27 protein-coding genes are annotated in these 25,180 nt (G+C 62.8%); 13 read left to right on the plus strand and 14 right to left on the minus strand.

Features of this window, described 5'->3' with window-relative positions:
- Positions 1-53: 53 nt before the first annotated feature.
- A complete protein-coding gene (locus J5Y06_RS01215; protein ID WP_209333289.1) occupies positions 54-953 on the minus strand; it encodes a LysR family transcriptional regulator in 900 nt (299 codons plus the stop codon).
- Between the two features lie 210 nt (positions 954-1,163).
- Between J5Y06_RS01215 and J5Y06_RS01220 the strand changes: the two genes are divergently transcribed.
- The 6 genes from J5Y06_RS01220 (at position 1,164) to J5Y06_RS01245 (ending at position 6,562) form a co-directional block, all read left to right on the plus strand.
- A complete protein-coding gene (locus J5Y06_RS01220; protein ID WP_209333290.1) occupies positions 1,164-1,736 on the plus strand; it encodes an NADPH-dependent FMN reductase in 573 nt (190 codons plus the stop codon).
- 83 nt (positions 1,737-1,819) lie between these two features.
- Positions 1,820-2,992, plus strand: a complete 1,173-nt coding sequence (locus tag J5Y06_RS01225; protein WP_209333291.1) for an Mrp/NBP35 family ATP-binding protein — start codon at positions 1,820-1,822, stop codon at positions 2,990-2,992.
- Positions 2,993-3,112: 120 nt separating this feature from the next.
- On the plus strand, positions 3,113-4,081 hold the full coding sequence (gene exbB, locus J5Y06_RS01230; protein ID WP_385932224.1) for a tonB-system energizer ExbB: 969 nt from the start codon (positions 3,113-3,115) through the stop codon (positions 4,079-4,081).
- Positions 4,082-4,092: 11 nt separating this feature from the next.
- Positions 4,093-4,542 carry a TonB system transport protein ExbD gene (exbD, locus tag J5Y06_RS01235; RefSeq protein ID WP_209333292.1) on the plus strand — a complete coding sequence of 150 codons (450 nt, stop codon included), beginning with the start codon at positions 4,093-4,095 and terminating at the stop codon, positions 4,540-4,542.
- Complete coding sequence (locus J5Y06_RS01240) at positions 4,539-5,621, plus strand: energy transducer TonB (RefSeq protein WP_209333293.1); 1,083 nt, start codon at positions 4,539-4,541, stop codon at positions 5,619-5,621. Before exbD ends, J5Y06_RS01240 begins: the two co-directional genes overlap by 4 nt.
- Before the next feature lie 68 nt (positions 5,622-5,689).
- The gene (locus J5Y06_RS01245; RefSeq protein WP_209333294.1) at positions 5,690-6,562 is read left to right on the plus strand and encodes an alpha/beta hydrolase; all 873 of its coding nucleotides are present in this window, start codon (positions 5,690-5,692) and stop codon (positions 6,560-6,562) included.
- A 15-nt stretch (positions 6,563-6,577) separates the two neighbouring features.
- Here the strand turns inward: J5Y06_RS01245 and J5Y06_RS01250 are convergent, their stop codons facing one another.
- The gene (locus J5Y06_RS01250) at positions 6,578-7,399 is read right to left on the minus strand and encodes a ferredoxin--NADP reductase (RefSeq protein ID WP_209333295.1); all 822 of its coding nucleotides are present in this window, start codon (positions 7,397-7,399) and stop codon (positions 6,578-6,580) included.
- A 270-nt stretch (positions 7,400-7,669) separates the two neighbouring features.
- Here J5Y06_RS01250 and pncA point away from each other — a divergent pair, with 270 nt between their 5' ends.
- A complete protein-coding gene (gene pncA / locus J5Y06_RS01255) occupies positions 7,670-8,269 on the plus strand; it encodes a bifunctional nicotinamidase/pyrazinamidase (protein WP_209333296.1) in 600 nt (199 codons plus the stop codon).
- A gap of 92 nt (positions 8,270-8,361) precedes the next feature.
- On the plus strand, positions 8,362-9,669 hold the full coding sequence (pncB, locus tag J5Y06_RS01260; protein ID WP_209333297.1) for a nicotinate phosphoribosyltransferase: 1,308 nt from the start codon (positions 8,362-8,364) through the stop codon (positions 9,667-9,669).
- A 57-nt stretch (positions 9,670-9,726) separates the two neighbouring features.
- Here the strand turns inward: pncB and J5Y06_RS01265 are convergent, their stop codons facing one another.
- From J5Y06_RS01265 to J5Y06_RS01305, 9 genes are all read right to left on the minus strand, one after another.
- Positions 9,727-11,007, minus strand: a complete 1,281-nt coding sequence (locus tag J5Y06_RS01265) for an amidohydrolase family protein (RefSeq protein ID WP_209333298.1) — start codon at positions 11,005-11,007, stop codon at positions 9,727-9,729.
- The gene (locus J5Y06_RS01270) at positions 11,004-11,945 is read right to left on the minus strand and encodes an ABC transporter permease (protein ID WP_209333299.1); all 942 of its coding nucleotides are present in this window, start codon (positions 11,943-11,945) and stop codon (positions 11,004-11,006) included. Before J5Y06_RS01270 ends, J5Y06_RS01265 begins: the two co-directional genes overlap by 4 nt.
- A gap of 2 nt (positions 11,946-11,947) precedes the next feature.
- A complete protein-coding gene (locus J5Y06_RS01275; protein WP_209333300.1) occupies positions 11,948-12,997 on the minus strand; it encodes an ABC transporter permease in 1,050 nt (349 codons plus the stop codon).
- A complete protein-coding gene (locus J5Y06_RS01280; RefSeq protein ID WP_209333301.1) occupies positions 12,987-14,513 on the minus strand; it encodes an ABC transporter ATP-binding protein in 1,527 nt (508 codons plus the stop codon). Before J5Y06_RS01280 ends, J5Y06_RS01275 begins: the two co-directional genes overlap by 11 nt.
- A 155-nt stretch (positions 14,514-14,668) precedes the next feature.
- Positions 14,669-15,691 (minus strand): BMP family protein, encoded by a 1,023-nt coding sequence (locus J5Y06_RS01285; protein ID WP_209333302.1) that lies wholly within the window; start codon positions 15,689-15,691, stop codon positions 14,669-14,671.
- A 206-nt stretch (positions 15,692-15,897) separates the two neighbouring features.
- Positions 15,898-16,599: a glutathione S-transferase N-terminal domain-containing protein gene (locus J5Y06_RS01290; RefSeq protein WP_209333303.1), complete on the minus strand. Its 702-nt coding sequence runs from the start codon at positions 16,597-16,599 to the stop codon at positions 15,898-15,900.
- An 81-nt stretch (positions 16,600-16,680) separates the two neighbouring features.
- Positions 16,681-17,892 carry a beta-ketoacyl-[acyl-carrier-protein] synthase family protein gene (locus tag J5Y06_RS01295; protein ID WP_209333304.1) on the minus strand — a complete coding sequence of 404 codons (1,212 nt, stop codon included), beginning with the start codon at positions 17,890-17,892 and terminating at the stop codon, positions 16,681-16,683.
- Positions 17,893-17,901: 9 nt separating this feature from the next.
- Positions 17,902-18,156, minus strand: a complete 255-nt coding sequence (locus J5Y06_RS01300) for an acyl carrier protein (RefSeq protein ID WP_209333305.1) — start codon at positions 18,154-18,156, stop codon at positions 17,902-17,904.
- Positions 18,157-18,256: 100 nt separating this feature from the next.
- Positions 18,257-18,772: a hypothetical protein gene (locus J5Y06_RS01305; RefSeq protein WP_209333306.1), complete on the minus strand. Its 516-nt coding sequence runs from the start codon at positions 18,770-18,772 to the stop codon at positions 18,257-18,259.
- A 210-nt stretch (positions 18,773-18,982) separates the two neighbouring features.
- Between J5Y06_RS01305 and J5Y06_RS01310 the strand changes: the two genes are divergently transcribed.
- From J5Y06_RS01310 to J5Y06_RS01320, 3 genes are all read left to right on the plus strand, one after another.
- Positions 18,983-19,576: an urease accessory protein UreE gene (locus tag J5Y06_RS01310; RefSeq protein WP_209333307.1), complete on the plus strand. Its 594-nt coding sequence runs from the start codon at positions 18,983-18,985 to the stop codon at positions 19,574-19,576.
- A 34-nt stretch (positions 19,577-19,610) separates the two neighbouring features.
- Entirely contained in the window at positions 19,611-20,381 is a 771-nt protein-coding gene (locus J5Y06_RS01315) for a class II aldolase and adducin N-terminal domain-containing protein (RefSeq protein WP_209333308.1), read from the plus strand.
- An 81-nt stretch (positions 20,382-20,462) separates the two neighbouring features.
- A complete protein-coding gene (locus tag J5Y06_RS01320; RefSeq protein WP_209333309.1) occupies positions 20,463-21,467 on the plus strand; it encodes a YihY/virulence factor BrkB family protein in 1,005 nt (334 codons plus the stop codon).
- 45 nt (positions 21,468-21,512) lie between these two features.
- Here J5Y06_RS01320 and J5Y06_RS01325 read toward each other — a convergent pair whose 3' ends face one another.
- The gene (locus tag J5Y06_RS01325) at positions 21,513-22,160 is read right to left on the minus strand and encodes a TetR/AcrR family transcriptional regulator (protein ID WP_209333310.1); all 648 of its coding nucleotides are present in this window, start codon (positions 22,158-22,160) and stop codon (positions 21,513-21,515) included.
- Between the two features lie 151 nt (positions 22,161-22,311).
- Between J5Y06_RS01325 and J5Y06_RS01330 the strand changes: the two genes are divergently transcribed.
- A complete protein-coding gene (locus J5Y06_RS01330; protein WP_209333311.1) occupies positions 22,312-22,995 on the plus strand; it encodes a superoxide dismutase in 684 nt (227 codons plus the stop codon).
- A gap of 127 nt (positions 22,996-23,122) precedes the next feature.
- A complete protein-coding gene (locus J5Y06_RS01335; RefSeq protein WP_209333312.1) occupies positions 23,123-23,281 on the plus strand; it encodes a YqaE/Pmp3 family membrane protein in 159 nt (52 codons plus the stop codon).
- Between the two features lie 55 nt (positions 23,282-23,336).
- On the opposite strand, the gene J5Y06_RS01340 is transcribed toward J5Y06_RS01335, so the two are convergent.
- Positions 23,337-23,708, minus strand: a complete 372-nt coding sequence (locus tag J5Y06_RS01340) for a hypothetical protein (protein WP_209333313.1) — start codon at positions 23,706-23,708, stop codon at positions 23,337-23,339.
- 493 nt (positions 23,709-24,201) lie between these two features.
- Positions 24,202-25,155 carry a DUF4214 domain-containing protein gene (locus J5Y06_RS01345; protein WP_209333314.1) on the minus strand — a complete coding sequence of 318 codons (954 nt, stop codon included), beginning with the start codon at positions 25,153-25,155 and terminating at the stop codon, positions 24,202-24,204.
- Between the last annotated feature and the right edge of the window lie 25 nt (positions 25,156-25,180).

Genomic DNA, 25,180 nt, shown 5'->3' on the forward strand with positions numbered 1-25,180 from the left:
CAGATCAGCGGCCGAATTTCAATAGAACAGTTCCGTTACGCGATAGAACATTTCTATTGCTCCTTTGCCATCTCGGCTGCCAGCGTCCGTGCCTCGTGAAGCAGAGCCGACACCATCGGCGTGTGCGGCTCGCGCTGCGGAACAACCAGGCCCACTGCATGGCGTGCATCCGGCTCCACAATCGGAACGGCACGGATGGGGTCCGAAAAGCCCAGCATTCCGCTGAGGTTGAGCGGCATGATGGAGGCCCATTTGCCAGTCCGGATGTGTGAAAACAGCACGATCATGGAGTTCGATTCCAGCGTTGCCGTGACCTCCGCCCCGGCTTCGGCAAGGTGCTTGTTGATGATGCGGCGGTTCTGCATGTCGGGCGTCAGGAGGCACAGCGGAACTGTCGCCACTTCCGCCCAAGTCACCGTTTCGCGATCCGCAAACTGATTTCCGGCTGCCGTGATCAGCTGGTAACGCTCCGAATAAAGCGGCACGGAGGTGACGCGGCCAAGCGGCTCGTTGTCGAGATAGGTGATGCCGGCGTCGATCTCGAGATTGTCGAGGTCGCTTAACACCTGCAGCGAAGTTCGCGATACGATGGAGAAGGTCACGTTCGGGTGCCTTTCCCGGAAAGGCGTGGTGAGGCGCGACACCATCGCAAGCGCGGTGGGAATGGCGGCGATCCGCAGGTGACCGGCAAGACCGCGCCGCGCCGCCCGCATTTCCTCGCGCATCGTGCGGCTGTCGGCCACGATCCGGCGCGCCCATTCCAGCACACGTTGGCCTTCCGGCGTCAGACCCTGGAAACGCGACCCACGCTGAACCAGACTGACACCGAGCTGGTCTTCCAGTTGCTTGATGGCGGCCGAAAGCGTCGGCTGCGTGATGCCGGATTCTTCCGCCGCACGGCCGAAATGCTGGTTCTTGGCGAGCGCGATGAAGAATTCCAGCTTGTCGATCATGCAAGGGAAGCTAGCTGCAGGAAGACGCCGCCGCTAGCGCAGTTGCGTCACCTCAGGCCCTTTCAAGCGCCGTGATGTCGAGCTTCACCATCTGCTGCATGGCGGACCATCTTTCCATCGGGGACGTAAACACAGTGGCACTCGCCGTGTCTCTTGCCGGTGGGCGTTGCGGAACCTAGCTCCGCAGTCCCCGCAAATTCAGGAATGTTCATGTCTCTTCAGCTCAAGGTCATTATCGGCAGCACGCGTCCGACCCGCCAAGGCGATAAGGTTGCCAGGTGGTTCGAAGGTGCTGCGCGCGAACACGGCGCCTTCGACGTCCAATTGCTCGACCTCGTCGATTTCCAGCTGCCCGTGTTTGACGAGCCGAAGCATCCGCGCATGAAGGATTATGCGCATGAGCATACGCGCCAATGGTCCACTGCGATCGACCCCGCAGACGCTTTCGTGTTCGTGACGCCGGAATACAACTACTTCCCGCCCGCTTCGCTGGTGAACGCGCTCGATTACCTGGTGCTCGAATGGTACCGAAAGCCGGCCGCGATGGTGAGCTATGGCGGAATTTCGGGTGGGCTTCGTGCCGCGCAATCGCTGCGCCCACTGCTTTCGGCGCTCAACATGATGCCCATCCCGCAGGGTCTGCCGGTGCCGTTGTTCAACACGATGATCGAGGATGGCACCTTCAAGCCCAGTGAAGCCATCGCGTCCGGCGTCAAGCCGATGCTGGATGAATTGGCACTGTGGGCCGGGGCGCTGAAGCCGATGCGGAACAGCCTGAAGTAGGCGGGCTGCGACGCTGCCGGCTTTGCCCCGCGGCCGAAACTGCATTATCTGCACGACGAACCACCAGTTGAGGCAGTGAACCGATGAGCGTGACCCAGGATCAGGTGATCGATGCGTTGCGGACCGTGAAAGGTCCGGATTTCGAGGGTGATCTTGTGTCTCTCGGGCTCGTGTCAGAAATCTTCATTGCCGATTCGAAGGTGTTCTTTTCCGTCACCGTCCCGGCTGCACGCGCAAAGGAACTGGAGCCGTTGCGCGCAGCGGCCGAGCGCGCCGTGAAGGCGATCCCCGGCGTGCAGTCCGCCGTGGTGGTGCTGACGGCCGAAAAAAAGGGCGGCGGCATGGAAAGTGGCCGGCCACAACCGCGTCCGGCTGCGCCCGCGACCCGGCCTGCTCCTGCGGCACCGAGCCGCCCGCACACCCCTTCCGGCCAGCAGCCGGGGCGCCGCGGGGTTCCCGGAATCACCTCGATCATCGCGGTTGCTTCCGGCAAGGGCGGTGTGGGCAAATCCACCACGGCCGTCAATCTGGCGCTCGGCTTGCAGGCGCTCGGGCTGAGGGTGGGCATCCTCGATGCCGACATCTACGGTCCTTCCATGCCGCGCCTGCTGGGGCTTTCCGGCCGACCTGAAACCGTGGACGGCAAGGTCATGCGGCCCATGCAGGGCCACGGGCTCAAGGTGATGTCGATCGGTTTCCTCGTGGAAGAAGAAACCCCGATGATCTGGCGCGGGCCGATGGTCATGTCGGCGCTGACGCAAATGCTGCGTGAGGTTGAATGGGGCGAACTCGACGTGCTCGTGGTAGACATGCCGCCCGGCACAGGCGATGCGCAGCTGACGATGGCGCAGCAGGTGCCGCTCGCCGGCGCGGTGATCGTTTCCACACCGCAGGACCTTGCGCTGATTGATGCGCGCAAGGGCCTCAACATGTTCCGCAAGGTCGATGTGCCCCTGCTCGGCATTGTCGAGAACATGAGCACCTTTATCGCTCCCGATACCGGCACCCGCTATGACATCTTCGGCCATGGCGGGGCACAGCGGGAAGCGCTGCGGCTCGGCGTTCCCTTCCTTGGCGAGGTGCCGCTGGTGATGGCGATCCGCGAATTGTCGGATGCCGGAACGCCGATCACGGTTGCAGAACCTGAGGGACCGCATGCCGCTGCTTATCGCGAAATCGCGGCCAAGGTCATGGACGAGATGGCAAAAAGCTCGGCGGCACAGGAAGCGCGCGCTCCCACCATCGTGTTCGAATAAGCGCCAATCCGCGCGCTCCATGAAAATATGACAACGACAGTCAACAAAGTGGTCGCGATCTCCTGCGCTTTGCGCTAGGGAGCGGACTATCGTGTTTTATTGGCTGTGTTGGGGTTGATCGTGCGCAGGTTCATTTTCGCTTCGGCTGTGGGGTACGCCCTTTTGGCGAGCCTTCCCGTTTCCGCGCAAAGCCCATTGCCGGCAGGGGTTGAGAGCCAGGCAGCACCGCCCGCTGCATCCCCCGGCTCCGAAACTCCGGCCGTTTCTCCAGCGTCTCCGGCGACGACCGGCACCGATGCTCCAGCCAGCCCCGCCGTCGAAAGCGAAGATTCCAGCGCCGAGGGTAGCCTTCCGCTTGAGCCGATCGACACTGGCAGCCGCTTGACCCTGCCGCACGATCTTTCGCCCTGGGGCATGTTCATGGCGGCGGACATCGTGGTGAAGGCGGTGATGCTCGGCCTCGCCTTTGCGTCCCTTGTAACCTGGACCGTCTGGCTGGCAAAATCGCTTGAGCTCGGCGCCGCCCGGCTACGGGCACAGAAGGCCGCGGCTGCCATCGGCAAGTCGCGCACCCTGGAAGACGCAGCACAGGCCCTTCCGCAAGCCGGCGGGCCAGCCGCTGCCTTTGTTCATGCTGCCGTGCAGGAAGTGTCCTTGTCGCGCAACGCGCTCCACGTGGCGCATGGGGATGGTGTGAAGGAGCGAGTCGCTTCCGTTTTGTCGCGCATCGAAGCGCAGGCCGGCCGACGCATGTCGCGCGGCACCGGCGTGCTGGCAACCATCGGCTCCACTGCGCCTTTCGTTGGCCTGTTCGGCACGGTCTGGGGGATCATGAATTCGTTCATCGGCATCAGCCAGGCGCAGACCACGAACCTGGCCATCGTGGCTCCCGGCATCGCCGAAGCGTTGCTCGCTACCGCAATCGGCCTGGTCGCGGCAATTCCCGCAGTGGTGATCTACAACGTCTTTGCCCGATCCATCACCGGCTACCGCCAGGTGCTGGCCGATGCGGCCGCCGGGGTGGAGCGCCTTGTGAGCCGGGATCTCGATTTCAATGCCGCCGCGCCCCTGCGCCGGGCGGCCGAATAGGAGCTTGAGCCATGGCTGGCGGCATTCGCGAAGGCGGCGGCGACGACCTGCAGGAAAGCCACGAGATCAACGTCACACCTTTCATCGATGTGATGCTTGTGTTGTTGATCATCTTCATGGTGGCGGCCCCGCTTGCCACGGTAGACATCAATGTCGACCTGCCGGGATCGTCCGCCAGCCCAACGCCGCGCCCCGACAAGCCGCTGTTTCTGACGCTCAAGCGCGACCTATCGCTGGCTGTCGGCAACGACCTCGTGCAGCGGGATCGCTTCGGGGCCACGCTGGACGGTCTGACATCCGCCAACAAGGACACCCGGGTTTACCTGCGCGCGGACCGGGCCGTTGACTACGGCCAGGTGATGGAAGTCATGAACCTGCTGCGTGCGTCCGGCTACCTGAAGGTTGCGCTTGTTGGCCTTGAAGGAGCGCCGTCTGCCGCAGGAGCTGCCGCGGCACAATGAGTTTTGCCGACCAGCCATACGGTTTCGGCCCGTTAGCCGCGCGGCGTGATTGGGCGCTGTGGGGAACGGCGGCCGCGATCGTGCTTGCCGTGCATGTCAGCGGTGGCTGGTACCTGTCGCGCCAGTTGGAGATCAGCACAGAACCGCCAGCCGCAGCCAAGCAATCCATGGTGGTGGACCTGACGCCCGTGATGCAAACCACGCCGGACGCGGTGGAAAGTGAAACGCTGACGGAGGAACCGCCGACCGAAATGGCGGCGGCCGAAACGCCGGTGGAAGCCGCCGAACAGCTGGAAGACGCGGTTCAACCCGAGGTCGCCGAAGCCGTCACGGCCGAAACCGCTATGCCTGTCCAGGAAGATGTGCCGCCGCAAACGGTGGCGGAAGACGCAGCGACCGCCGAAACGGAAGACACGCCTGTTGTGCAAGAAGCGGTTGAGCCGGAAACCCTCGAACAGGAAGTCGCCGAAGTCGAGCCTGTGGAGCAGGAGGTCGCCGAGGCCGAGCCCGTGCAGGCAGATGTCGTCACCGAAGAGGTGATCGAAATGCCGGCCGTCGCTCTTCCGGACACGGATATTCCGCTGCCGGTGACGCGGCCGACACCACCACAGCCGCGCGAAACCGTCGAACGTCCGCAGCGCCGGGAGCCGCCGCGCGAACGCGCCCAGCCGCAGCGCGAACAGCCGCGGCAGCAGGCGCGCCAGCCGGAGCGCCAGCCGGAGCGGCAGGAACGGCGGCCAACCCAGCAGGCACGTCCACAGCCGCGTTCGCAAGCGTCCACGGAGCAGCGGGCGTCTTCTGCGCCGAGGGTCTCGCCCGCTCGTTGGCAGAACCAGGTGAGCAGCATGATCCAGCGGCGGATGTCGCGCGAAGCTCGCCGCTTGCGGGCGCGGGGTCAGCGGGTTGTTGTCGCCTTCACGATCACCGCGTCGGGCAGTGTTGCCGGCGCGCGCGTGGTGAGTTCATCAGGCGATGGCGCAGTGGACGAAGCCGCCCTTCGCGCCGTACGCGGCATTTCGCCCCCACCGCCGCCAAGCGGAAGCAGCGAGAATTTGCGCCAACCCGTTCTCGTGCGCTGAAGCTTTCCTTTCCAGAAAGTGAACCATGACGGCGTCAGGCCGTTGATGCCGCTCGTGCTGGATCCGCAATGCGCTTGTTCAAATTTCTCCTCATTGTTCCCCTTCTGCTTCTCGCCGCCGGTTGCTCGTCTCTTGGCCTCTTGAACGCGGTTCTTCCCAAGGACGCGGGCAGCCGCCTTCTTGCAAAGGACATCGCATTCGGCGCCGAGCCACGCCAGCGCCTGGATGTTTACGGCCCGCTCGAGGCCGCCGCGGGAAGCCGGCAGGACGTGGTGGTTTTCGTTTATGGCGGCTCGTGGGCGAGCGGCTCGCGCAGCGACTACAGTTTCGCGGGACGGGCCTTTGCCAGCCAGGGTTTCGTCACTGTCATTGCCGACTACCGGCTCGTGCCGGATCACCCCTACCCCGATTTCGTGAAGGATACAGCGGCCGCCGTTGCCTGGGCTCACCGCAACGCGGCTCGCTTCGGGGGCAATCCTGACCGCATCTTTCTTGTCGGCCATTCAGCCGGTGCTTACAACGCGGCAATGGTGACGCTGGCGCCGGAATTCCTGCAGGAGGAGGGGCTGGATGTCGCTGCCATCAAGGGGTTCGCTGGCTTGGCCGGGCCCTACGACTTCCTGCCGCTCGATCCGGGTGCCGCACAAGACGCGTTTGGTCACCTTTCAGCAGAGGCGCTCCGGCGCAGCCAGCCGATCAACCGCGTTGCCGCGTCACGCCAGCTTCCACCGTTCCTGCTGGTCACCGGCGATGCCGACGAGACGGTGCGCCCCCGCAACACGCAGCGGCTCGCCCAGGCACTGAACGAGTCTGGCAACACCGCGGAGGTGAAGCTCTATCCCGGCGTCAGCCATGCCGAGCTGGTTCTTGCGCTCAGCCGCCCGTTGCGCGGTCGCGCGCCCGTGCTTGATGACGTGGTGTCGTTTTTTCGGCGGCAGTAAACCACCGAACGGCGATCAGCCGACGAAGGCGCGTTCCACCACGAAGTCTGCGGGCGCGGAATTCGACCCTTCCACAAGGCCGGCCGCCTCGACGATGTCCTTGACGTCCTTCAGCATCGCCATGGATCCGCAAATCATGACGCGATCCGTTTCGCGGTTGAGCGGCGGCACGCCAAGATCGGAGTAGAGGGTGCCTTCGGTCATCAGCTTGGTGATGCGGCCCATGCGCGGCGACGGCTCGCGGGTGGTGGTTGCGTAGTAGTGCAACCGACCTTCGACCAGTTCGCCAATCAGCGGATCTTCGCGGACGCCTTCCACCAGCTCATTGCCGTAGCGGAGATCTGCGACGTCGCGGCACGTGTTGGTGACGATGATCTCGTCGAACTTCTCGTAGGTTTCCGGGTCACGGATCAGGCTCGCAAACGGCGCAAAGCCCGTGCCGGTCGCGATCATGTAAACGCGCTTGGCGGGGGTGAGCGCATCCAGCACCAGCGTGCCAGTGGCCTTGGGGCGCAAAAGCACGGTGTCTCCCGGCTGGATCTTCTGGAGGTGCTGCGTCAAAGGACCATCGAGGACCTTGATGGAATAGAACTCAAGTTCTTCGTCCCAGGCCGGGCTCGCCACTGAATAAGCACGAAAAACCGGCTTGGCGGCATTGGGCAGGCCGATCATCGCGAACTCGCCCGAGCGGAAGCGAAACGATGCCGGCCGTGTCATGCGAAAGGAAAACAGGCTGTCGGTGTAATGCGTCACAGACACCACACGTTCGGCATGAACGTTGGCCGGGATCGGGAATGAAGTTTCCGCGGTTTGAAGCGCGAGCGCTGCGTTCTGCATCCAGTTGTTCCGTGTTTTTCCGGCGCAGGGGCGCCTGCCGGCCGCAGGGGCTACGACCTCAAGATCTGCCAACTACCTAGTATAGTGGTGCCGAAGCAGCAAGTTTGCGAACGGGTTCGGTTTGCTAAATGCAGGCGGACCATGAGGGCTCCTTTGCTCGGGAAGCGTTTCCCGGAGAACAACCATGCACCGCGCGTGCAAAGCGGTGAGCGGGTTGCACGCGCGAGGCTCAGTTGCCAAAATCGCTTCTCTTTCGGAAGGATCGTTTTCATGGTCGACGAAGCGCTGATCGTTGTGGACGTTCAGAACGACTTTTGCCCCGGAGGGGCGCTCGCCGTTGCCGGAGGCGACGAGATCGTGCCAGTAGTCAACGCGCTGATCGAGCGTTTTGAGCATGTGATCCTGACGCAGGACTGGCATCCTGCGAAACATTCAAGCTTTGCGTCGCAGCACGTCGGCAAGGCGCCGTTTTCCTCAACCGCCATGCCCTACGGCGAGCAGACCTTGTGGCCCGATCATTGCGTTCAAGGAAGCGGAGGGGCCGAGTTCCACAAGGCGCTGAAATGGACAAAGGCTGAGCTCGTGCTTCGCAAAGGCTTTCGCCCAGCCATCGACAGCTATTCCGCCTTTTTCGAAAACGACCGCAGCACCCCAACGGGGCTGGGAGGCTATCTGCGCGAACGCGGCATTTCCGCCCTGACGCTGTGCGGCCTCGCCACTGACTTCTGCGTCGCCTTTTCCGCCATCGATGCCGTGCGGCAAGGCTTTTCCGTTCGCGTCGAACTTGAGGCCTGCCGGGCCATCGACCTCGATGAGTCCCTGTCGCAAAGCTTGAACGCCATGCGCGCGGCCGGCGTCGTGATCGACTGAAGAACCGACCTTTGGTCCAGGAGCGGCCACTCCTTTTCTTTTGAAGCGGTTCCTGCTTAGACGTACACGGAAATTGCGGGGAATTAGCCGTCATGGCGAGAACCGACATCGCGCGGCGTGTCTACAACCACACCTGGAAGCTCGATCCGATCATCCGGAGCCTGCTCGACACGGATTTCTACAAGCTCCTGATGCTGCAGATGATCTGGGACCTTTACCCGGATGTCGACGCCACCTTCTCCCTGATCAACCGAAGCCGGAAAGTGCGCCTTGCCGAAGTGATCGACGAGGGCGAGCTGCGGGAGCAGCTTGACCATGCGCGCACGCTGAAACTGTCGAAGAAGGAGCTGATCTGGCTCGCCGGTAACACTTTCTACGGTCGCAAGCAGATCTTCCAGCCGGACTTCCTGCAGTGGTTTTCGGAATTCCAGCTGCCGGAATATGAGCTCGCGCGCAACGGCGACGGCCAGTTTGAGCTCACCTTCCATGGGCGCTGGACCGACACCACACTCTGGGAGATCCCGGCACTCGCCATCATCAACGAGCTGCGCTCGCGTGCGGCGATGAAGGCACTCGGTCCGTTTGCGCTGGATGTCCTTTATGCGCGCGCGAAGTCCAAGATGTGGGAAAAAACCGAGCGCCTGCGGGCGTTGCCGGATCTGCGCATTTCCGATTTCGGGACGCGGCGGCGTCATTCGTTTCTGTGGCAGCGCTGGTGCGTGGAAGCGCTGAAGGAAGGGATCGGTGGGGCATTTACCGGCACCTCCAACGTGCTTCTGGCCATGGACACCGACCTGGAAGCCCTTGGCACCAACGCGCATGAACTGCCCATGGTGGCTGCCGCGCTCGCGAAAACGGACGACGCCCTGAAGGCTGCGCCCTACAAGGTGCTGCAAGACTGGAACACGCTTTACGGCGGCAACCTCCTGATCGTGCTGCCGGACGCCTTCGGGACGGCCGCCTTTTTGCGCGACGCGCCCGACTGGGTTGCCGACTGGACCGGCTTTCGCCCCGACAGCGCTCCGCCGATTGAGGGGGGCGAGCGCATCATCGCCTGGTGGAAAGAGCGCGGGCGCGATCCACGCGACAAGCTGCTGATCTTTTCAGACGGGCTCGACGTCGACACGATCATCGACACCTACAAGCATTTCGAAGGCCGCGTCCGCATGTCGTTCGGCTGGGGCACCAATCTCACCAACGACTTCGAGGGGTGCCTGCCCACCTTCAGCGAAGCGCTGGACCCGATCTCCTTGGTCTGCAAGGTGACGCGCGCCAATGGCCAGCCGGCCGTGAAGCTCGCCGATAACCCGAACAAGGCAACAGGCGATCCGGGCGAAATCGCGCGCTACCTGCGTGTATTCGGCGGCGTGGCCCGCGAAGCGCAAGCCGTTCGGGTTTAAGGCCGGACCAGCGTTCTGCACGGAGAGCAGTGCAGCGGTGCTGCACGACCTCCGATCTCAGCCTCCCCGGTGCCGCCGGTTCACGCTGTTCGGTCGGCCCGGAAGCGTCAATGCCGTGTCCCGGCGAGGCCGCTCCGCCACCACCTTGCCGCGGGACACAACGGCGGTGCGTTCGGCACGCAGGCGCAGCGCTTCAACCGGTGTGCCGGCATCGAGCACGACCAGACTGGCACGCTTGCCGACCTCAAGGCCGAGATGGTCGAGGCCGAGAATGGCGGCATTCACCTTGGTGACCATGTCGAAGCAGTGCGCCATGTCAGCGGGGCTGGTGAGTTGCGCGACGTGGAGGCCCATGAAGGCCACGTCGAGCATGTCGGCAGTGCCCAGCGGATACCAGGGATCAAGCACGCAGTCTTGGCCAAAGCCGACGCGGATGCCCGCCTTCAGCATTTCCGGGACGCGCGTCATGCCGCGGCGCTTGGGATAGGTGTCGTGGCGGCCCTGGATGACGATGTTGATCAAGGGGTTCGGGATCGCCGACACGCCTGCCTCCGCGATCAGCGGCAGGAGCTTGGAAACGTAATAATTGTCCATGGAATGCATGGAGGTCAGGTGCGAGCCGGCCGCCCTGCCCTGCAAACCCAGTCGCTGGGCTTCGAAAGCCAGTTGCTCGATATGGCGCGATTGCGGATCGTCCGTTTCATCGCAATGCAGGTCGATCATCAAGCCGCGTGCGGCAGCTAGTTCGCAAAGCTCCGTCACCGATCGGCGGCCGTCCGCCATGGTGCGCTCGAAATGAGGTATGCCGCCGACCACGTCGACGCCCATGTCAAGCGCGCGGATGGTGTTTTCGCGCGCCGTGGGATCGCGGTAAAAGCCGTCCTGCGGAAAGGCGACGAGTTGCAGGTCGAGATAAGGAGCAACCTGCTTCTTCACCTCAAGCAGCGCTTCCACGGCAAGCAGGCGGTCGTCGCATGTGTCGACATGCGTGCGGATCGCAAGCAAGCCCATGGACACCGCCCAGTCACAATAAGCGAGCGCGCGTTCCTTGACTGCTTCGTGCGTGAGCAGCGGCTTCAACTCGCCCCAAAGCGCGATGCCCTCGAGCAGCGTTCCGGATGCGTTGATGCGTGGGATGCCGTAGGACAGCGTCGCATCCATGTGGAAATGGGGATCCACGAAGGGCTGGCTGACCAGGCAATCGGTGGCGTCCACGATGCGCCCGGCTTGGGCCGCGAGGGAGGGCTCGATCGCGGCAATCGTTTCGCCGCTGATGCCGATGTCGACGCGGCGGCCATCGGTCAGGACGCCACCCTTGACGATCAGGTCGAAGCTCATCTTTCCCCCTTCTGGTAAGGCACCATCAGCGCCTTCGGATAGGTTGCCCGCCGCGCAACAAGGATCAGCGCTGCGATCGATAGAATGTAAGGCATCATCAGGAAGACCTGATAGGGCACGATCCCGCCGGAAATCTGCTGCAACCGGATCTGGAAGGCATCGAAGGCGGCGAAGAGTACGGCGCCAAGCAGCGCCTTTCCCGGCCGCCAGGAACCAAACACCACAAGTGCGATGGCGATCCAGCCGCGGCCGTTGACCATCTCGAAGAAGAAGGAGTTGAAGGCCGACATTGTCAGGAAAGCCCCACCGATCGCCATCAAGGCGCTGCCCACCATGACCGCGCCGATGCGAATGGCAGCGACGCTGATACCTTGCGCTTCCACGGCACTTGGGTTCTCGCCGGCAGCGCGCACTGCAAGGCCGAGCGGCGTGCGATAAAGAACCCAGGCCGTAACAGCCACCACGGCGTAAGCCAGGTAGGTGAGCGGCGTTTGCGCAAACAGCGCTTGGCCGACGAGCGGGATCTCGGACAGAGATGGGATCGGGAGCGGTGTGAAGGGCTCGATCTTTGGCGGCGAGGACACCTGCGGCAGAACCAGGCGGTAGGTGAAATAGGTCAGGCTTGTTGCGAACAAGGTGATGCCGATGCCCACCACATGCTGCGAAAGCCCGAGCGGAACCGTCAGCGTGGCGTGCAGCAGGCCAAAGGCAGCGCCAACCAGCGCAGCCACGACGACACCTGTCCACAAGTCGCCGCCGCCATACACAGTCACCCAGCCGGCAAAGGCACCGGCAACCATGATGCCCTCGATGCCAAGGTTGAGCACGCCGGCGCGCTCGCAGATCAACTCGCCCATGGTGGCAAAGATAAGCGGCGAGGCGATGCGGATCGCGGCAACCCAGAACGACGTTTGAAGCAGGATCTCGAACGCTTCCACGGTCACCTCCACCGGATGCGGAAGCGCGTCAGCATGATGGCGGTCACCATGGTGAGCAGTGCGACTGCCACCATGACATCAGCGATATAGCTCGGCACGCCGGCCGCGCGGCTCATCGAATCGGCGCCCACAAAGATGCCGGCCACAAAGATCGCCGATGCGACGACCCCCAGCGGGTTGAGCATGGCGAGCATGGCCACCACAATCCCCGTGTAGCCGAAGTTGGCCGACAGGTCAGAGGTCAGGTTGCCCTTCAACCCCGTGACTTCGGAGAAGCCGCCAAGGGCCGCGAGCCCGCCTGAAAGCAGCGCTGTTTTCATCAAGACGCTGTTGACGGGGATGCCGGCAAAGCGTGAGGCTTCCGGGTTGTGCCCGACCGCGCGCATCTCGTAGCCCAGCGTCGTCCGCTTCATGACCACCCAAAGGATCACGGACGCGACTATCGCCAGGACAAAGCCATAATGAAGCCGACGACCGGTGATGATGCGCGGCAAACGTGCTTCCGGCAGGACCTTGATCGATTGCGGCCAGCCCATGCCCATCGGGTCCTTCAGGGGCCCTTCCAGCAGCATGGAAACGAACAACAGGACGATGAAATTGAGGAGCAGCGTGGTGACCACCTCGTCCACGCCGAAGCGGGTTTTCAGGAAGGCCGGACCCAGGAGCAAGAGGGCGCCGGCCAGCATGGAGGCTGCCATCAGGATCGGGATCAACAAGGGCGCCGGCAACGGCAGCGCACCCGTGCCAAGCACAACCGTCGCAACGCCGCCCATGTAAAGCTGGGCTTCCGCGCCGATGTTCCAGAGCTTGGCTCGAAACGCGACGGCAATCGCGAGCCCGGTAAAGATCAGCGGCGTAGCGCGGGTCAGGGTTTCCATCAGCGCGAATTGAGAACCGGCAGCGCCCTTGGCCACCAGAAGGAACACGTCCAGCGGCGATGCGCCCGCAAGCAGCGCAAGAACCGAAGTGAACACCAGTGTCGCTGCCACCGCGCCGAGGGGGTACAGTAGGGTGGCTGCAAAGGACGGCGCGGGCTTCGGCTCAAGCCGCATGAAGGGCGTCCTCGCTGCGGCCGGCCATCAATTCTCCGAGTTCGCTGACCGACCGTTCGCCGCGTGCGGACGGCGATGACAGTCGGCCCTTCGACATCACGTAAACACGGTCGGAAAGCGCGAGGATCTCTTCAAGGTCTTCCGAAATCAGAAGGATGGCGGCGCCACGTTTGCGCGCCTGGAGCAGGCGGGAATGAACATAGGCCACGGCGCCGACATCCAGGCCCCGCGTCGGCTGGTTGGCAAGGATCACCGGCGGATCGCCATCCAAGGCACGGCCAAGGATCAGCTTTTGCATGTTGCCTCCCGACAGGAGTCGGATCCGCGCGTCGGGTGACGGACATTTGACGTCATAATCGCGCACCAGTTCTTCGGCGAAGCGGCGCGCGGCCGTCCAGTCAAGAAAGCCGAAGCGACTGAAGCGCCGCGTGCGGTAGCGTTCCGAAATCACGTTTTCAGCCACGGTCATGTCGCCGATCGAGCCCACCGCGTGGCGATCTTCCGGAACGCGGCCGATGCCTGCGCCCAGGGCGGCGCGCGGCGTCCAACTGCGGGCTTCTCTGCCGTCCACCGCAATGGTGCCGCTGGAGGGCGCGATCGTTCCCGCCATCAGGGCGGCAAGCGTTGCTTGGCCATTTCCGGAAACTCCGGCCAGGCCAGCGATCTCGCCGCCGTGCAGCTCAAGCGTCAAGTTGTTCAACGGCACCCCGGCCGGCGGGCGGGCCGAGACCTGCGACAATGCAAACCGGACTGAGCCACGCTGCACCGCTTCTACTTTTGGCGAGGCGATCTCGCCTCCCACCATCAGCGCCGCCATCGCTCGGCTATCGGTCTCGTTGGTCTTGCGCTCGCCAACAAGCTTGCCGCCGCGCAACACGAGTACGCGGTCACTGATCGCCGTGACCTCATGCATCTTGTGCGAGATGAACAGGATCGAAAGGCCCTTTGCCACCAGAAGCTTGAGCGTGCGAAAAAGCGCCTCCGCTTCGCCGGGAGTGAGAACGGCCGTGGGCTCGTCCAGGATGAGGATCCGGGCGTCCCGGTAAAGCGCCTTTAGGATTTCCACGCGCTGGCGCTCACCCACCGTGAGCCGCCCGATCGTTGCATCGGGATCAACAACAAGACCGAAACCTTGCGCCAAGGCCCGGATCCGGCTGCTTGCCTCCTTGCGATCCAGCCGCGGCGCCCACAAGCTTTGCGTTCCCAGCGCCACATTTTCGAGCACTGTCATGTTGTCGGCCAACGTGAAATGCTGGTGCACCATACCGATCCCGGCAGCCAAGGCCGCGTTGGGATCCCCCGCAGGCAGAACCTTTCCGAACGCTTCGACGGTGCCTTCGTCGGCAACGTAGTGGCCGAACAGGATGTTCATCAGCGTTGTCTTGCCGGCGCCGTTCTCGCCCAGAAGCGCAACGACCTCGCCTTCGCGCACATCAAAGGAGATGGCGTCGTTGGCGACCAGCGAACCGAAGCGCTTGGTGATGTTGTGGAGGCGGAGAACTGGGGTCGGGGACATGAATGGCCGCTGATGACTGCTTGCTTTCCCGTGCCTGGCAAATGCCGCTTAGCGCCGCATGGACTTGTGCGGCCTGGAGGGGGAGGTTGGCTCCGGTCCACGACGCGCCCACGCCCTCTCCCCGAAACAGGGAGAAGGCTCAAGCGAGGACTGAATCAGCTCGATTTCGGCTCGGTGTCGTCGATCTCGACGGTGAAGGAGCCGTCCTTGATCGCCTTTTCCCGTTCCACCACCTTGTCCATCACGTCGGCCGGGACCTTGCCTTCAAACGTGCCCAGCGGGCTCAGCGAGGAGCCGCCTTCCTTCATGAAGGAATAAAGCCCGTAGTCAGCTGCCTTGAACGTGCCTGCCTTTACTTCGGCCAGCGCCTTGTCGAGCGTCGGCTCGAAATGCCAAAGAGCGGATGAAACCACGGTTTCCGGGTAGTCGGCCTGGGTGTCGATCACGTTGCCAATGGCGAGCACGCCCCGCTCCTTGGCCGCATCGGATACGCCGAAACGCTCGGCGTACAACAGGTCCGCGCCGCCATCGATCTGGGCGAAGGCGGTTTCCTTGGCCTTGGGCGGGTCAAACCAGGAGCCGATGAAGGCGACCTGGAACGTGGTGTCCGGTGCGGTCTCCTTTGCGCCCGCCATGAAGGCGTTCATCAAGCGGTTCACTTCCGGGATGGGATAGCCACCGACCATGCCGATCTTCTTGGTCTTCGACATCGCGCCGGCGATCATGCCGGTCAAGTACGACGCATCCTGGATATAGTTGTCGAACACCGCGAAGTTCGGCACCGCGTCGTCGGGCTTGAAGCTCGAACCCATCAGGAAGGCGACATCCGGGTAATCGGCCGCAACAGAGCGGGCGGCATCCTCCACGCCGAAGACTTCGCCGAGGATCAGCTGGTTGCCGGCTTCGGCATATTCGCGCATGACGCGCTCATAATCGTTGTTGGCGACGTTTTCGGTATAAACATACTCGATCTCGCCCCGCTCCTTGGCTGCCATGGCTGCCTTGTGGATGCGGCTCACCCATTGCTGCTCAACCGGAACGGTATAAACCGCGGCGACCTTGATCGGGGTCTCCTGGGCATAGGACGGCAAGAGGCCAAAGGCGGCAAGGGCGCCTATGGCGGCGGAAGCTTGAAGAAAGGTGCGGCGCGGAAGGCCGCGCGAAAGGATATCGGTCATGACTGGATCCACCTCTTGTTCGGTCTGCCTTGAGAAAACGCGTTCCGCCCAGGGTCTTCTTATTGTTGGCTGAACGTTAGAAAAAAAGCGGCGCCACCACAATTGGCTAGCGCTGCCTGCGTCATCCTATCCTCACATTGCACAAGGAAAAGCCCGGAGATTGAGGCTCCGGGCTTGTTCTCACCGTGAACAGGCTGCGAGCAGCCTCAGGCGGGTATTTTCAAGCCCGTCTGGCTCGCCGGCCGCGCTTCGGCTCGCTCGACCCAGCCCGCGACGTTCTTCAACTCGCCAAAGCCCAGCTCATCGCCAGCGCCATAGAAAACGGTCAAACCGCGAACCCACGGGAAAATTGCGATGTCTGCAATCGTATAGTCCGCCCCCATGATCCACTGGCGATTGGCAAGCCGTCCGTCGATCACCTTCAAAATGCGCTTCGCTTCGTCGCGGTAGCGCTCCAGCGGACGCTTGTCCTCGATCGCCTTGCCCGCAAACTTGTAGAAATAGCCGAACTGACCGAACATTGGTCCGACATGACCAACCTGGAAGAACGTCCACTGCAAGGTCTCGTAGCGCAGCGCGGGGTCGGCGGGCATCAGGCCACCGCCGCTCTTGTCGGACAGGTAAAGGAGGATCGCGCCGGATTCGAAAAGAGCCAGCGGCTTTCCGCCGGGTCCTTCCGGGTCGATGATCGCGGGGATCTTGCCGTTGGGGTTCAGCGCGAGGAAATCGTCGCCCCAGGTCTCGTTCTTGGTGATGTCGACCTTGTGCGCCTCGTAAGGCAGGCCAAGCTCTTCAAGCGCAATTGAAGCCTTCACGCCATTGGGCGTTGCAAAGGAATAAAGCTGGATCCGGTCAGGATGCTGCGCTGGCCAGCGGCGGCTCACGGGGAAGGAAGAAAGATCGGTCATGGGAGGCGCGTCCTCTCGGAAAGCAGTGGCGGAGTTGCAGGCTTCAGATAGGAAGCCTCGACGCGCTGCCTAGTCGGGACCTCAGGCGGCGCGCACCGCGACAACCGCATTCGTGCCGCCGAAGGCGAAGGCATTCGATATCGCCACCCGCACGGTTCGCTCACGCGCTTGATTGGGTGTGACGTCGAGATCGCAGTCAGGATCGGGCTCACGATAGTTGATCGTCGGAGGGACAACGCCCTCGCGGATCGCCATCACGCAAGCCAGCAGCTCGAGCGCGCCCGATGCGCCGAGGCAATGACCGTGCATGGATTTGGTTGAGGAGATGGACAGCCGCCGGGCGGCATCGCCGAACACCCGCTTGATGGCGTCGGTCTCAATCTTGTCGTTGGCCGATGTGCCCGTTCCATGGGCGTTGAGATAGTCCACGTCGCCAGGCGTCAGACCCGCATCCGCTAGGCACGCAGCCATGGCGGCAGTGGGGCCTTCCACGGTGGGGGCAACGATGTCGGAAGCATCCGCCGACAATCCGATCCCTGCCAGTTCCGCCAGGATCATCGCGCCGCGCGCCTTTGCATGCTCCTCGGTTTCCAGAACAACCATGGCCGCCCCCTCGCCGATCACCAGTCCCTGGCGATCCTTTGAAAAGGGCCGGCAGGTATCGGGGGAAAGCACGCGCAGCGCTTCCCAGGATTTCAGGATGCCAAAGGAAAGCGGCGCCTCCGTTCCGCCAGCAACCACCGCGTCGGCGCGCCCCAGCAGCAGTTGGTCACAGGCCGAGGCCAGGGCATGGTTGGTCGAGGAGCAGGCCGAGGTCACGCCGAAGACCGGTCCTCGCATGCCGAACTCCATGGAAACCTGACCCGCGGGCGCGCCCGGCATGATGCGTGGCACGGTGAAGACATTGGCGCGCGGCTTCTTGTGCACGAGAACCGCATGGTAATTCTCGTCTGCCGTTTCTGCGCCATAGACACCGGTTCCGACGATCGCGCCGACCCTGGTCGTGTTCCCCTCGCTGATCACCAGGCCCGATTGGGCGAGGGCTTCTTTCGCGGCGATCACGGCCAACACGCTGAACCGATCCATGGTGATCAGGCGCCGTCGATCGAGGCCGTGATCGGGCAAAGCCTTGATTTCGGCGCCCACTTTCACCTGAAGGGGCGTGGTGTCGGTGTTTTCGAGAGGGCCGATGCCGCCCCGGCCATCTTTCATGGACGACCAGATGGAGGCAACATCGTTGCCCAGCGCGCAGATGCCGCCCAGGCCTGTGATCACGATGCGGGGGCGCGCCATGCCGGTGGGTCAGCCCTTGGCTTTGATCAGCTCGCGGACGGCTTCCACGATGTCGCCCACCGTGCGCAGATTGCCCCAAGCCTCAGCGGTGTTCATCTCGACGTGAATGCCGTGCTCGTCTTCGATGTCGAAGATAATTTCGGTGAGCTCGAGCGAGTGGATGCCCAGCGTGGTGAGTTCGCTATCCAGCGTTACGCTGCCTGGCTCCAGCTCGCCATGACGTTCGATCTTGGCGATGATGTCGTTGGCGAGCGCGTCGGCCATGTTCGATCACCGGCGCGCAGCCGGCCCCTGTTGCTTTGCGGGTATAAAAGACCGAACGCGTTTCGCGCAACCGCTGAAGATGGAACAGGACGCTTTCAGGTTAGTCAGCCGGCTGTTGGGGTGCAGCCTGGACCGCTCCGCCGCTTGCGGGCTTGGCGGCGGCATAAACCACAACAGTGCTGCCGTTGTCGGTCACGTCGATGCCAAGAACGTCGCGCATCAAGACCTGCCTGGAATTGATCGCGTGGTAAAGCAAGGCATTGCCCTCCATTTCCTGCCGCAACGTGGTCAGCGCATCCGATTTTTCTGCGAGCTTCTCCTCGATTTCCTTCGGAGGCCCACCTTCGGCAAGGGTGGCATCGGCCAGAAACACGATGTTGAGCCGGTCCAGGTTCGTGATCTTGCGGACGACGGAGATGTTATCCTCGGTCTTGTCGATTGCCGCCACGACCTTGGCCGGATCAGCCGCAGCCATCTGCTCTTCCTCGCGGACCGGCGCCTGAACGATCGCGTCAATCGTGCCTTCGCTGTCCAGGCCCTGAGCAGCTGCCGGTTCCATGTTCAGCAGCGCCAGCAGGGCGGCTGCCGAACTCATGATCTGGGCGCGGTTTGGCATGTCCGTTGGACCTCGCTTCTCACCTGTTTGTGCGGGCTGATGCCGCGCAACGCACGGAGCCCTCATCGGTTCCGCATTTATGAATCGAAGAGCGTTCCGTTCGCTTCCGCTCACGATGGCTAAGCGGTTTGTTCTGTTTTAGGATGCCGTTCGCCGCCGCTGTCTTCGCCGACTGCTGCAGTTCCCCAGGCCGAACAGAGACACACTGCGATGAAGCTTTCCCTCAACACCGACTTCACGCAACTGCCGCGGGCCGGAACTCATGTGGCAGCCGCTTCGGCAACAAACACCGAAGCCTTCGATCGCCTGCTTCTCGAGCATGATGAGCGGAGCGTCCGTCGACGGGTGGTTTCGTTGCATGGCGGAAGCAAGATCCTGGTGGATCTTCCGGACACCACCGAGCTTCGGCCCGACGACATTCTGGTGCTGGACGACGGGCGAGCGGTGAAGGTCGAGGCCGCCGCGCAAGACCTGCTTGCGATCCGCCCGCAAGGCGCCCAACAGCTTGGTGAGCTGTGCTGGCACCTCGGCAGCCGCCATGCCCTTGTTGCCGTCAGCAGCGACCAGCTCCTTGTTCTTCCGGATACCGCGCTGGAGGTCCTTCTGGATGGGTTGGGCGTTACGGTTGAAGCGGTGCGCGCCCCGTTCCAGCCTGTTGCCGGCGTCGCTCATTCTGCTCACGCGCATCATCATCACGATCACGCCCATCACGGGCATGACCATGGTCATGCTCACGGTCACGGCGAACTTGATGCCTTTGGGCGCAAGCCAGGCGATCCGCATTACGGCCACAGCCATCCGTGATCCGTCGAGCGGCCCAATATCCAGAGGGAACCCCATGAACATCGCACAGCATCCGGACCTCGCCGTCGCTACCCCAGCCTTTCAACAGGAACGCGCGGATCTCGCGGCCGCGTTTCGCTGGGCGGCGCGCCTCAACATGCATGAAGCGGTGGCGAACCATTTCTCGCTCGCCGTGAACGAAGACGGCACGCAAATCCTGATCAACCCGAACCAGATGCATTTCGCGCGCATCCGGGCGAGCGACCTCCTGCTGATCGATGCGAAGGATCCCGACACAATGAAGCGTCCCGATGCGCCGGACGCAACGGCCTGGGGACTCCATGGCGCAATCCACCGCAACTGCCCCCACGCGCGGTGCGTCATGCATGTGCATTCCACGCATGCCACGGTTCTGGCGTCGCTCAGCGACTCTAGCCTGCCAGCAATCGACCAGAACTCCGCGATGTTCTTCAATCGCGTGGTGGTGGATGACAATTACGGCGGGTTTGCTTTTGCCGACGAAGGCGAGCGTTGCTCCAAGCTTCTCCACGACCCCGCCAAGAAGGTCATGGTGATGGGCAATCATGGTGTGCTGGTGATCGGGGACACGGTGGGCGACACGTTTGACCGCCTTTATTACTTCGAGCGCGCCTGCGAGACCTACATCAAGGCACTTTGGACCGGAAAGCCGCTCCGCCTGCTGTCGGATGCGGTCGCAGAAAAGGTGGCGGGCGCGATGGATCATTACCCCACCTCCAAGGCTGGCAAGCACCTAGAAGAACTGCGCGCCATCCTGGACGACGAGCGCTCCAACTACGCAAGTTGATCCCACGTTCCCGTCGGGAACTTCCCTTGCTGACGCAGCGTTGCCATAAGGGCAACACTTTGGCGGAGAGCGGGCGGGACGATGGCGAACATCGCGGCAGTGGAAGGCAAGCACCAGCGGCGCGCTTCAGAACCCGGGCGCGGGCGCAATGCCGAAAAACCGCTGCAGATCCCGTGGAAGGGCTGGGTTGATATCTTCTGGCGCATTTATGCGTCGATCATGGAAGATCGCATCCTGCTGATTGCAGCCGGCGCGACCTTCTACCTCCTGCTCGCGCTGTTTCCAGCCCTTGCTGCGTTCGTGTCGGTTTACGGCTTCGTCGCTGATCCGCACACAGTCGCGGACCAGGTCGCCTGGCTGGGCGGCATGCTGCCTGCCGGTTCGCTCGACATGATCCGCAGCCAGTTGCAGGCGCTTGCGAGCCAGGAAACCAGTTCACTGTCCTTCAGCTTTTTCTTCGGTCTTGCCGTCGCACTGTGGAGTGCCAACAACGGCATCAAGACGCTTTTCGAAGCCATGAACGTCGCCTATCGCCAGAACGAGACGCGCTCCTTCCTGAAGCTGAACCTGGTAGCGTTCACTTTCACCTTGGGCGCGATCTTCATCGGCATCCTGATGATCGTGATGGTGGGTGTTGTCCCGGCCATGTTCACGCTGTTTGGCATCGACAGTTGGACCGGCATGATCGTGAAGATCGCGCGCTGGCCCCTCATTCTTCTCTTTGTCGGCCTCGGCATCACCCTGATCTACCGCTTCGGACCAGATCGTGAGCCGGCAAAGCTCCCATGGCTGACTTGGGGCGCAGCAGTGGCCAGCGTTGTTTGGCTGGTCACGTCGATCCTGTTTTCCTGGTATCTGGAAAACTTCGCCGATTACAACGCAACCTATGGAACACTAGGGGCGGCGGTCGGCTTCATGATGTGGACGTGGATTTCTTCGATCATCCTGATCATTGGCGCCGAGATCAACGGCGAAATGGAGCACCAGACAGCCGTCGACACCACCACCGGCCCCGACAAGCCAATCGGTGAGCGAGGGGCTGTCATGGCGGACACGGTGGGGATCGCCGCCAACGAGAAGCCCTGACTCGGGAGCAGACGGGTGTGCTACGCTGAAGGCCAAGGAAGCGCCTCAGCGCGGCCGCAGGCCCTGCACCAGTTGACGTCCGATGTCAGCCGGCGACAGCCTGGCCGAAGGACGATACCAGGTGGGCATCCAGTTCAGCGCCCCAAGGAAGTTCAAGCGGAACAGGCTGCGATCCACGTCCGGCGGCAGGTCCAGCGCTTCCACCAGATCCGCCACCACGGTTTCGTAGCGATCACGCTGCGCAACCAAGGTTTCGCGCAGCCCTTTCAGCGACTCCGAATAATAAGGTGAAACGATCACCGGCACTTCGCTTGAGCCTAGAAGGTCGTTGCAATGGGCAACAGCCGCCGCTTCCAGGCGATCCCAAGGATCCTCGACGCCTTCGATTGCCGCCAGCACGGCCTGGGTGATCTTCTCCATGCCGGCGCCGTGAACGGCAACGAAGATGTCTTCCTTCGACGCAAAGTGGTAGTAGATGGAGCCGCCGAGAATACCGGTCGCTGCGGCGATGTCGCGAATGGTGGTGGCTTCAAAGCCACGTGTGCCGAACAGCCGGGCGGCTTCCTGCATGATCTGGCGCCGGCGGGCTCCTGCGCTGGCATCCTCGTCCGGGCGCTTGTCGGAGGCTGCGGCTTTCGCGGAGCGCTTGGAGGTTTGCGGCAGCCGCTGGCCCTTGGTGGATGTCGTGGTCATAAGATCGCTTAGCCGAGTTTAGCGGGGGATGCGAGATCAATCATACAAGCGTTCGTTTGATCGACCTTGATAGCGCTTGCGTGATCGACGGAACACCGGCCTGCGCGCTCCGTTGCGAAGGGGAACCCACCCCCTGTCACGGAGAGTGTCCATGCCCGTAACCATGACCCGCCGCACCACGCTTGCCCTTGGAGCCGCAGCCGCCGCAAGTACCCTGTTCAAGCCACATGTCGCACGCGCAGCCGCTCCCTTCGAGCAGCCCCCGCTGCCTTACGGCGAGGACGCGCTCGCGCCGCAGATTTCGGCCCGCACCGTTGGCCTACACTATGGCAAGCACCACGCCGGCTACTACACCAAGCTCAACGAACTGGTGCCCAACACGCCCTATGCCGACATGACCTTGGAAGAGGTCGTCAAGCAATCAAAGGACAACAACGACAACGCGATCTTCAACCAGGCGGGCCAGGCGTGGAACCATGAGTTCTATTGGCAGCAGTTTGCGGGCGGCCCCAAGCAGCCGAACGCGACGCTCGAAGAAGCCGCAACGCGCGATTTTGGCGGTGTGACCGCCATGAATGAAGCCATCGTCAAGGAGGCCGGCAATGTGTTCGGCACCGGCTGGGTTTGGCTGCTGCAGGACGGCGACAAGCTTGCGGTGCGCGGCTACCAGGATGCAGGCAACCCGCTTGCCGAGGGCCTGAAGCCGTTGATGGGCATCGACGTTTGGGAACACGCCTACTACCTGGATTATGAGAACCGCAGGGCGGACCACGTCAAGACGCTTCTTGCCGAGCGCGTGAACTGGGCCTGGGTCGGCGAACAACTCGCCAGCTAAGGTCGCAGCATCGTACAGCCCCCGCTCCACGGGGGCTGGCCTTTCTCCGCGTTCCTTTCTGCAGGAGCGAACCAAGCGTGGGGTGGAGCGTTGAGGCGTCAGTCACAACGAGGAGCACGCCCCCGCCATGGACGTTTTGCGCATCTTGCTCGCCATCATCCTTCCGCCTGTTGGCGTTTTCATGCAGGTCGGAATTGGGCTGCACTTCTGGCTCAACATCCTCCTGACGCTCTGCGGCTACATTCCGGGCATCATCCATGCCGTTTGGGTGATCATGAGACGCTGACGCAAAAAAGGCGACCGAAAGGCCGCCTTTTTCTTCGTGAAGTCGGTGGGGTCGATCAATAAACCGGGCAGCCACGGTCGCGGCCGAAGGTAATGACGCGGCGATCGCCTCGCCGATCGCGTCCACCGACTTCAATGGTGCGGCGGCCTTCACGCAGAACGCGCACACGGCGCAGGCCTAAACGCTCCGCCTTGTCGAGCGCTCGGTCCACGCTGCAGCCGCGGCGGTCCCGCCGGTCTTCGCGCCGGTCTTCACGCCGTTCTTCACGCCGCTCAAAGCGCTCGCGGCGCTCCCGGTCCCGGTCACGCACGCGCACGCCATCGGGACCAACTTCGATCCGAACGTCCTGTGCAGCAGCGGGGGCAATCATCGCTCCCGGCGAGGCCAGCATCATGCCGGCAATGGAAAGGATAAGGAATTTGCGCATCTCAGGTTCTCCTTCGGGCGCGGATCTGCCCGTGGCGCGAAAACGCACCGGGCGCCCAAGTGGTTCAACTCACATCGAAATTAAGTTCAATCACCTGAACCGACGCTGAACGCGAAGCTGCAGCCAATTCGCACGGCCCACTGCGGTAGAACCACAGATCCAGTCCGGTGCCGTGGATCAAGGATGGTCGAAAGGCGACCGCAAGGTCGTTGTGCAAGGCCATCGCTTTCGCCGACGGAGCCTTATTCTGGATCGTAATGTGCGGTCGGAAGCCCTGCTGGAAGCACGGGCGTTTTTACCGTCACCGCCTGGAGATCATCGACGATTCCGGCTCAGCTCCGCGCCCGGCAGCTTGTGGAACAACGTGCAATGGGCCGGGGTGTGGTTGCGTTCGGGCGGGAAATGAAGCCGCCGAAGCTGGTTGAACTCGGCAAAGGAAGCTTCATCCAGGCTCCGGGTGAGGATGAGCGGGGCCGAAGCCCCGCCTGCCGCCTCAGGCGAGATAAGCGGCATCCAGCCAGATGCCGTTCTCGATCGCGCCCTGTACGTTCACGCGGTTTTCCTCGCTTTGCGAGAAGGCCACGAGCACCTCGGCGCGGCTCATGCCGCTGTCCATGCGATCGAGCCAATAGTCATAGCCGCCGCCGTCGGCCGGCCGATCAAGCACATTGCGGTAAAGCAGGTCCACGAACTGTGCGTCGGTTGGGCTGCTGCCGTAGAGGCTGCGGAACTCCGCCGAGCCGATAAAGTCGGCTGCGGCGCTCGTCAGCGACGTGCCGCCATCCAGGCGATCCACCCAGTAAGACAGTCCGCCGAGATCGGGGGTGCGGTCAAAGGCAGCCTGATACAGGCGATACCCAGCCGCCGCGCCTTCATCGAAGGCCAACAGGCCGTTGTCGAATGACAAGCGCTCAACGGAAAACAGGGCGTCGTTTATCGCGCCGTCCCGCCGCGTCAGGTAGATCACGCCGTCATCCACGTCGATCGTGAAGTCGGCGCCGCGTCCGGAATAAACCGCGTAATCAAAGCCGGTGCCGCCATCGATGTCGTTGCGCCCCAGGCCGGCATTGATGATGTCGTTGCCCCCGAAGCCGCTCAAACGGTCGCTGAACTGCGAGCCATAGACCGTATCGTTTCCGTTGAAGGCGGTGACAAGGAGCCCACGCAGATCATTGGCGTAGATCGCATCGGCCACTGCAAAGGCCGGCACCCGGAAATCATAGGCTTCGCCGAGCAGGTTGCCGTCGCGGCCATATTCCTCGTAAGCGGTGACGATGCCGTCCACCAGATAAAGATCCGGTGCGTATCTCAGGCCGGTTCCGAGATACACCGCCTCACGGCCGCCGTCGGTGAGCGTGAACTCTCCGGAGTCGGCGGTCACCACAGTGCCTCTCCAGGCAGTAGGCGAAATCAGATCGGTCGCGGTGTAGGCGCGAAAAATTGCCATTGGGGTTTCCTCGTTTGCTGCTGGA

Origin of the sequence: Tianweitania sediminis, from assembly GCF_017813335.1 — a bacterium.
GTDB lineage: Bacteria > Pseudomonadota > Alphaproteobacteria > Rhizobiales > Rhizobiaceae > Tianweitania > Tianweitania sediminis.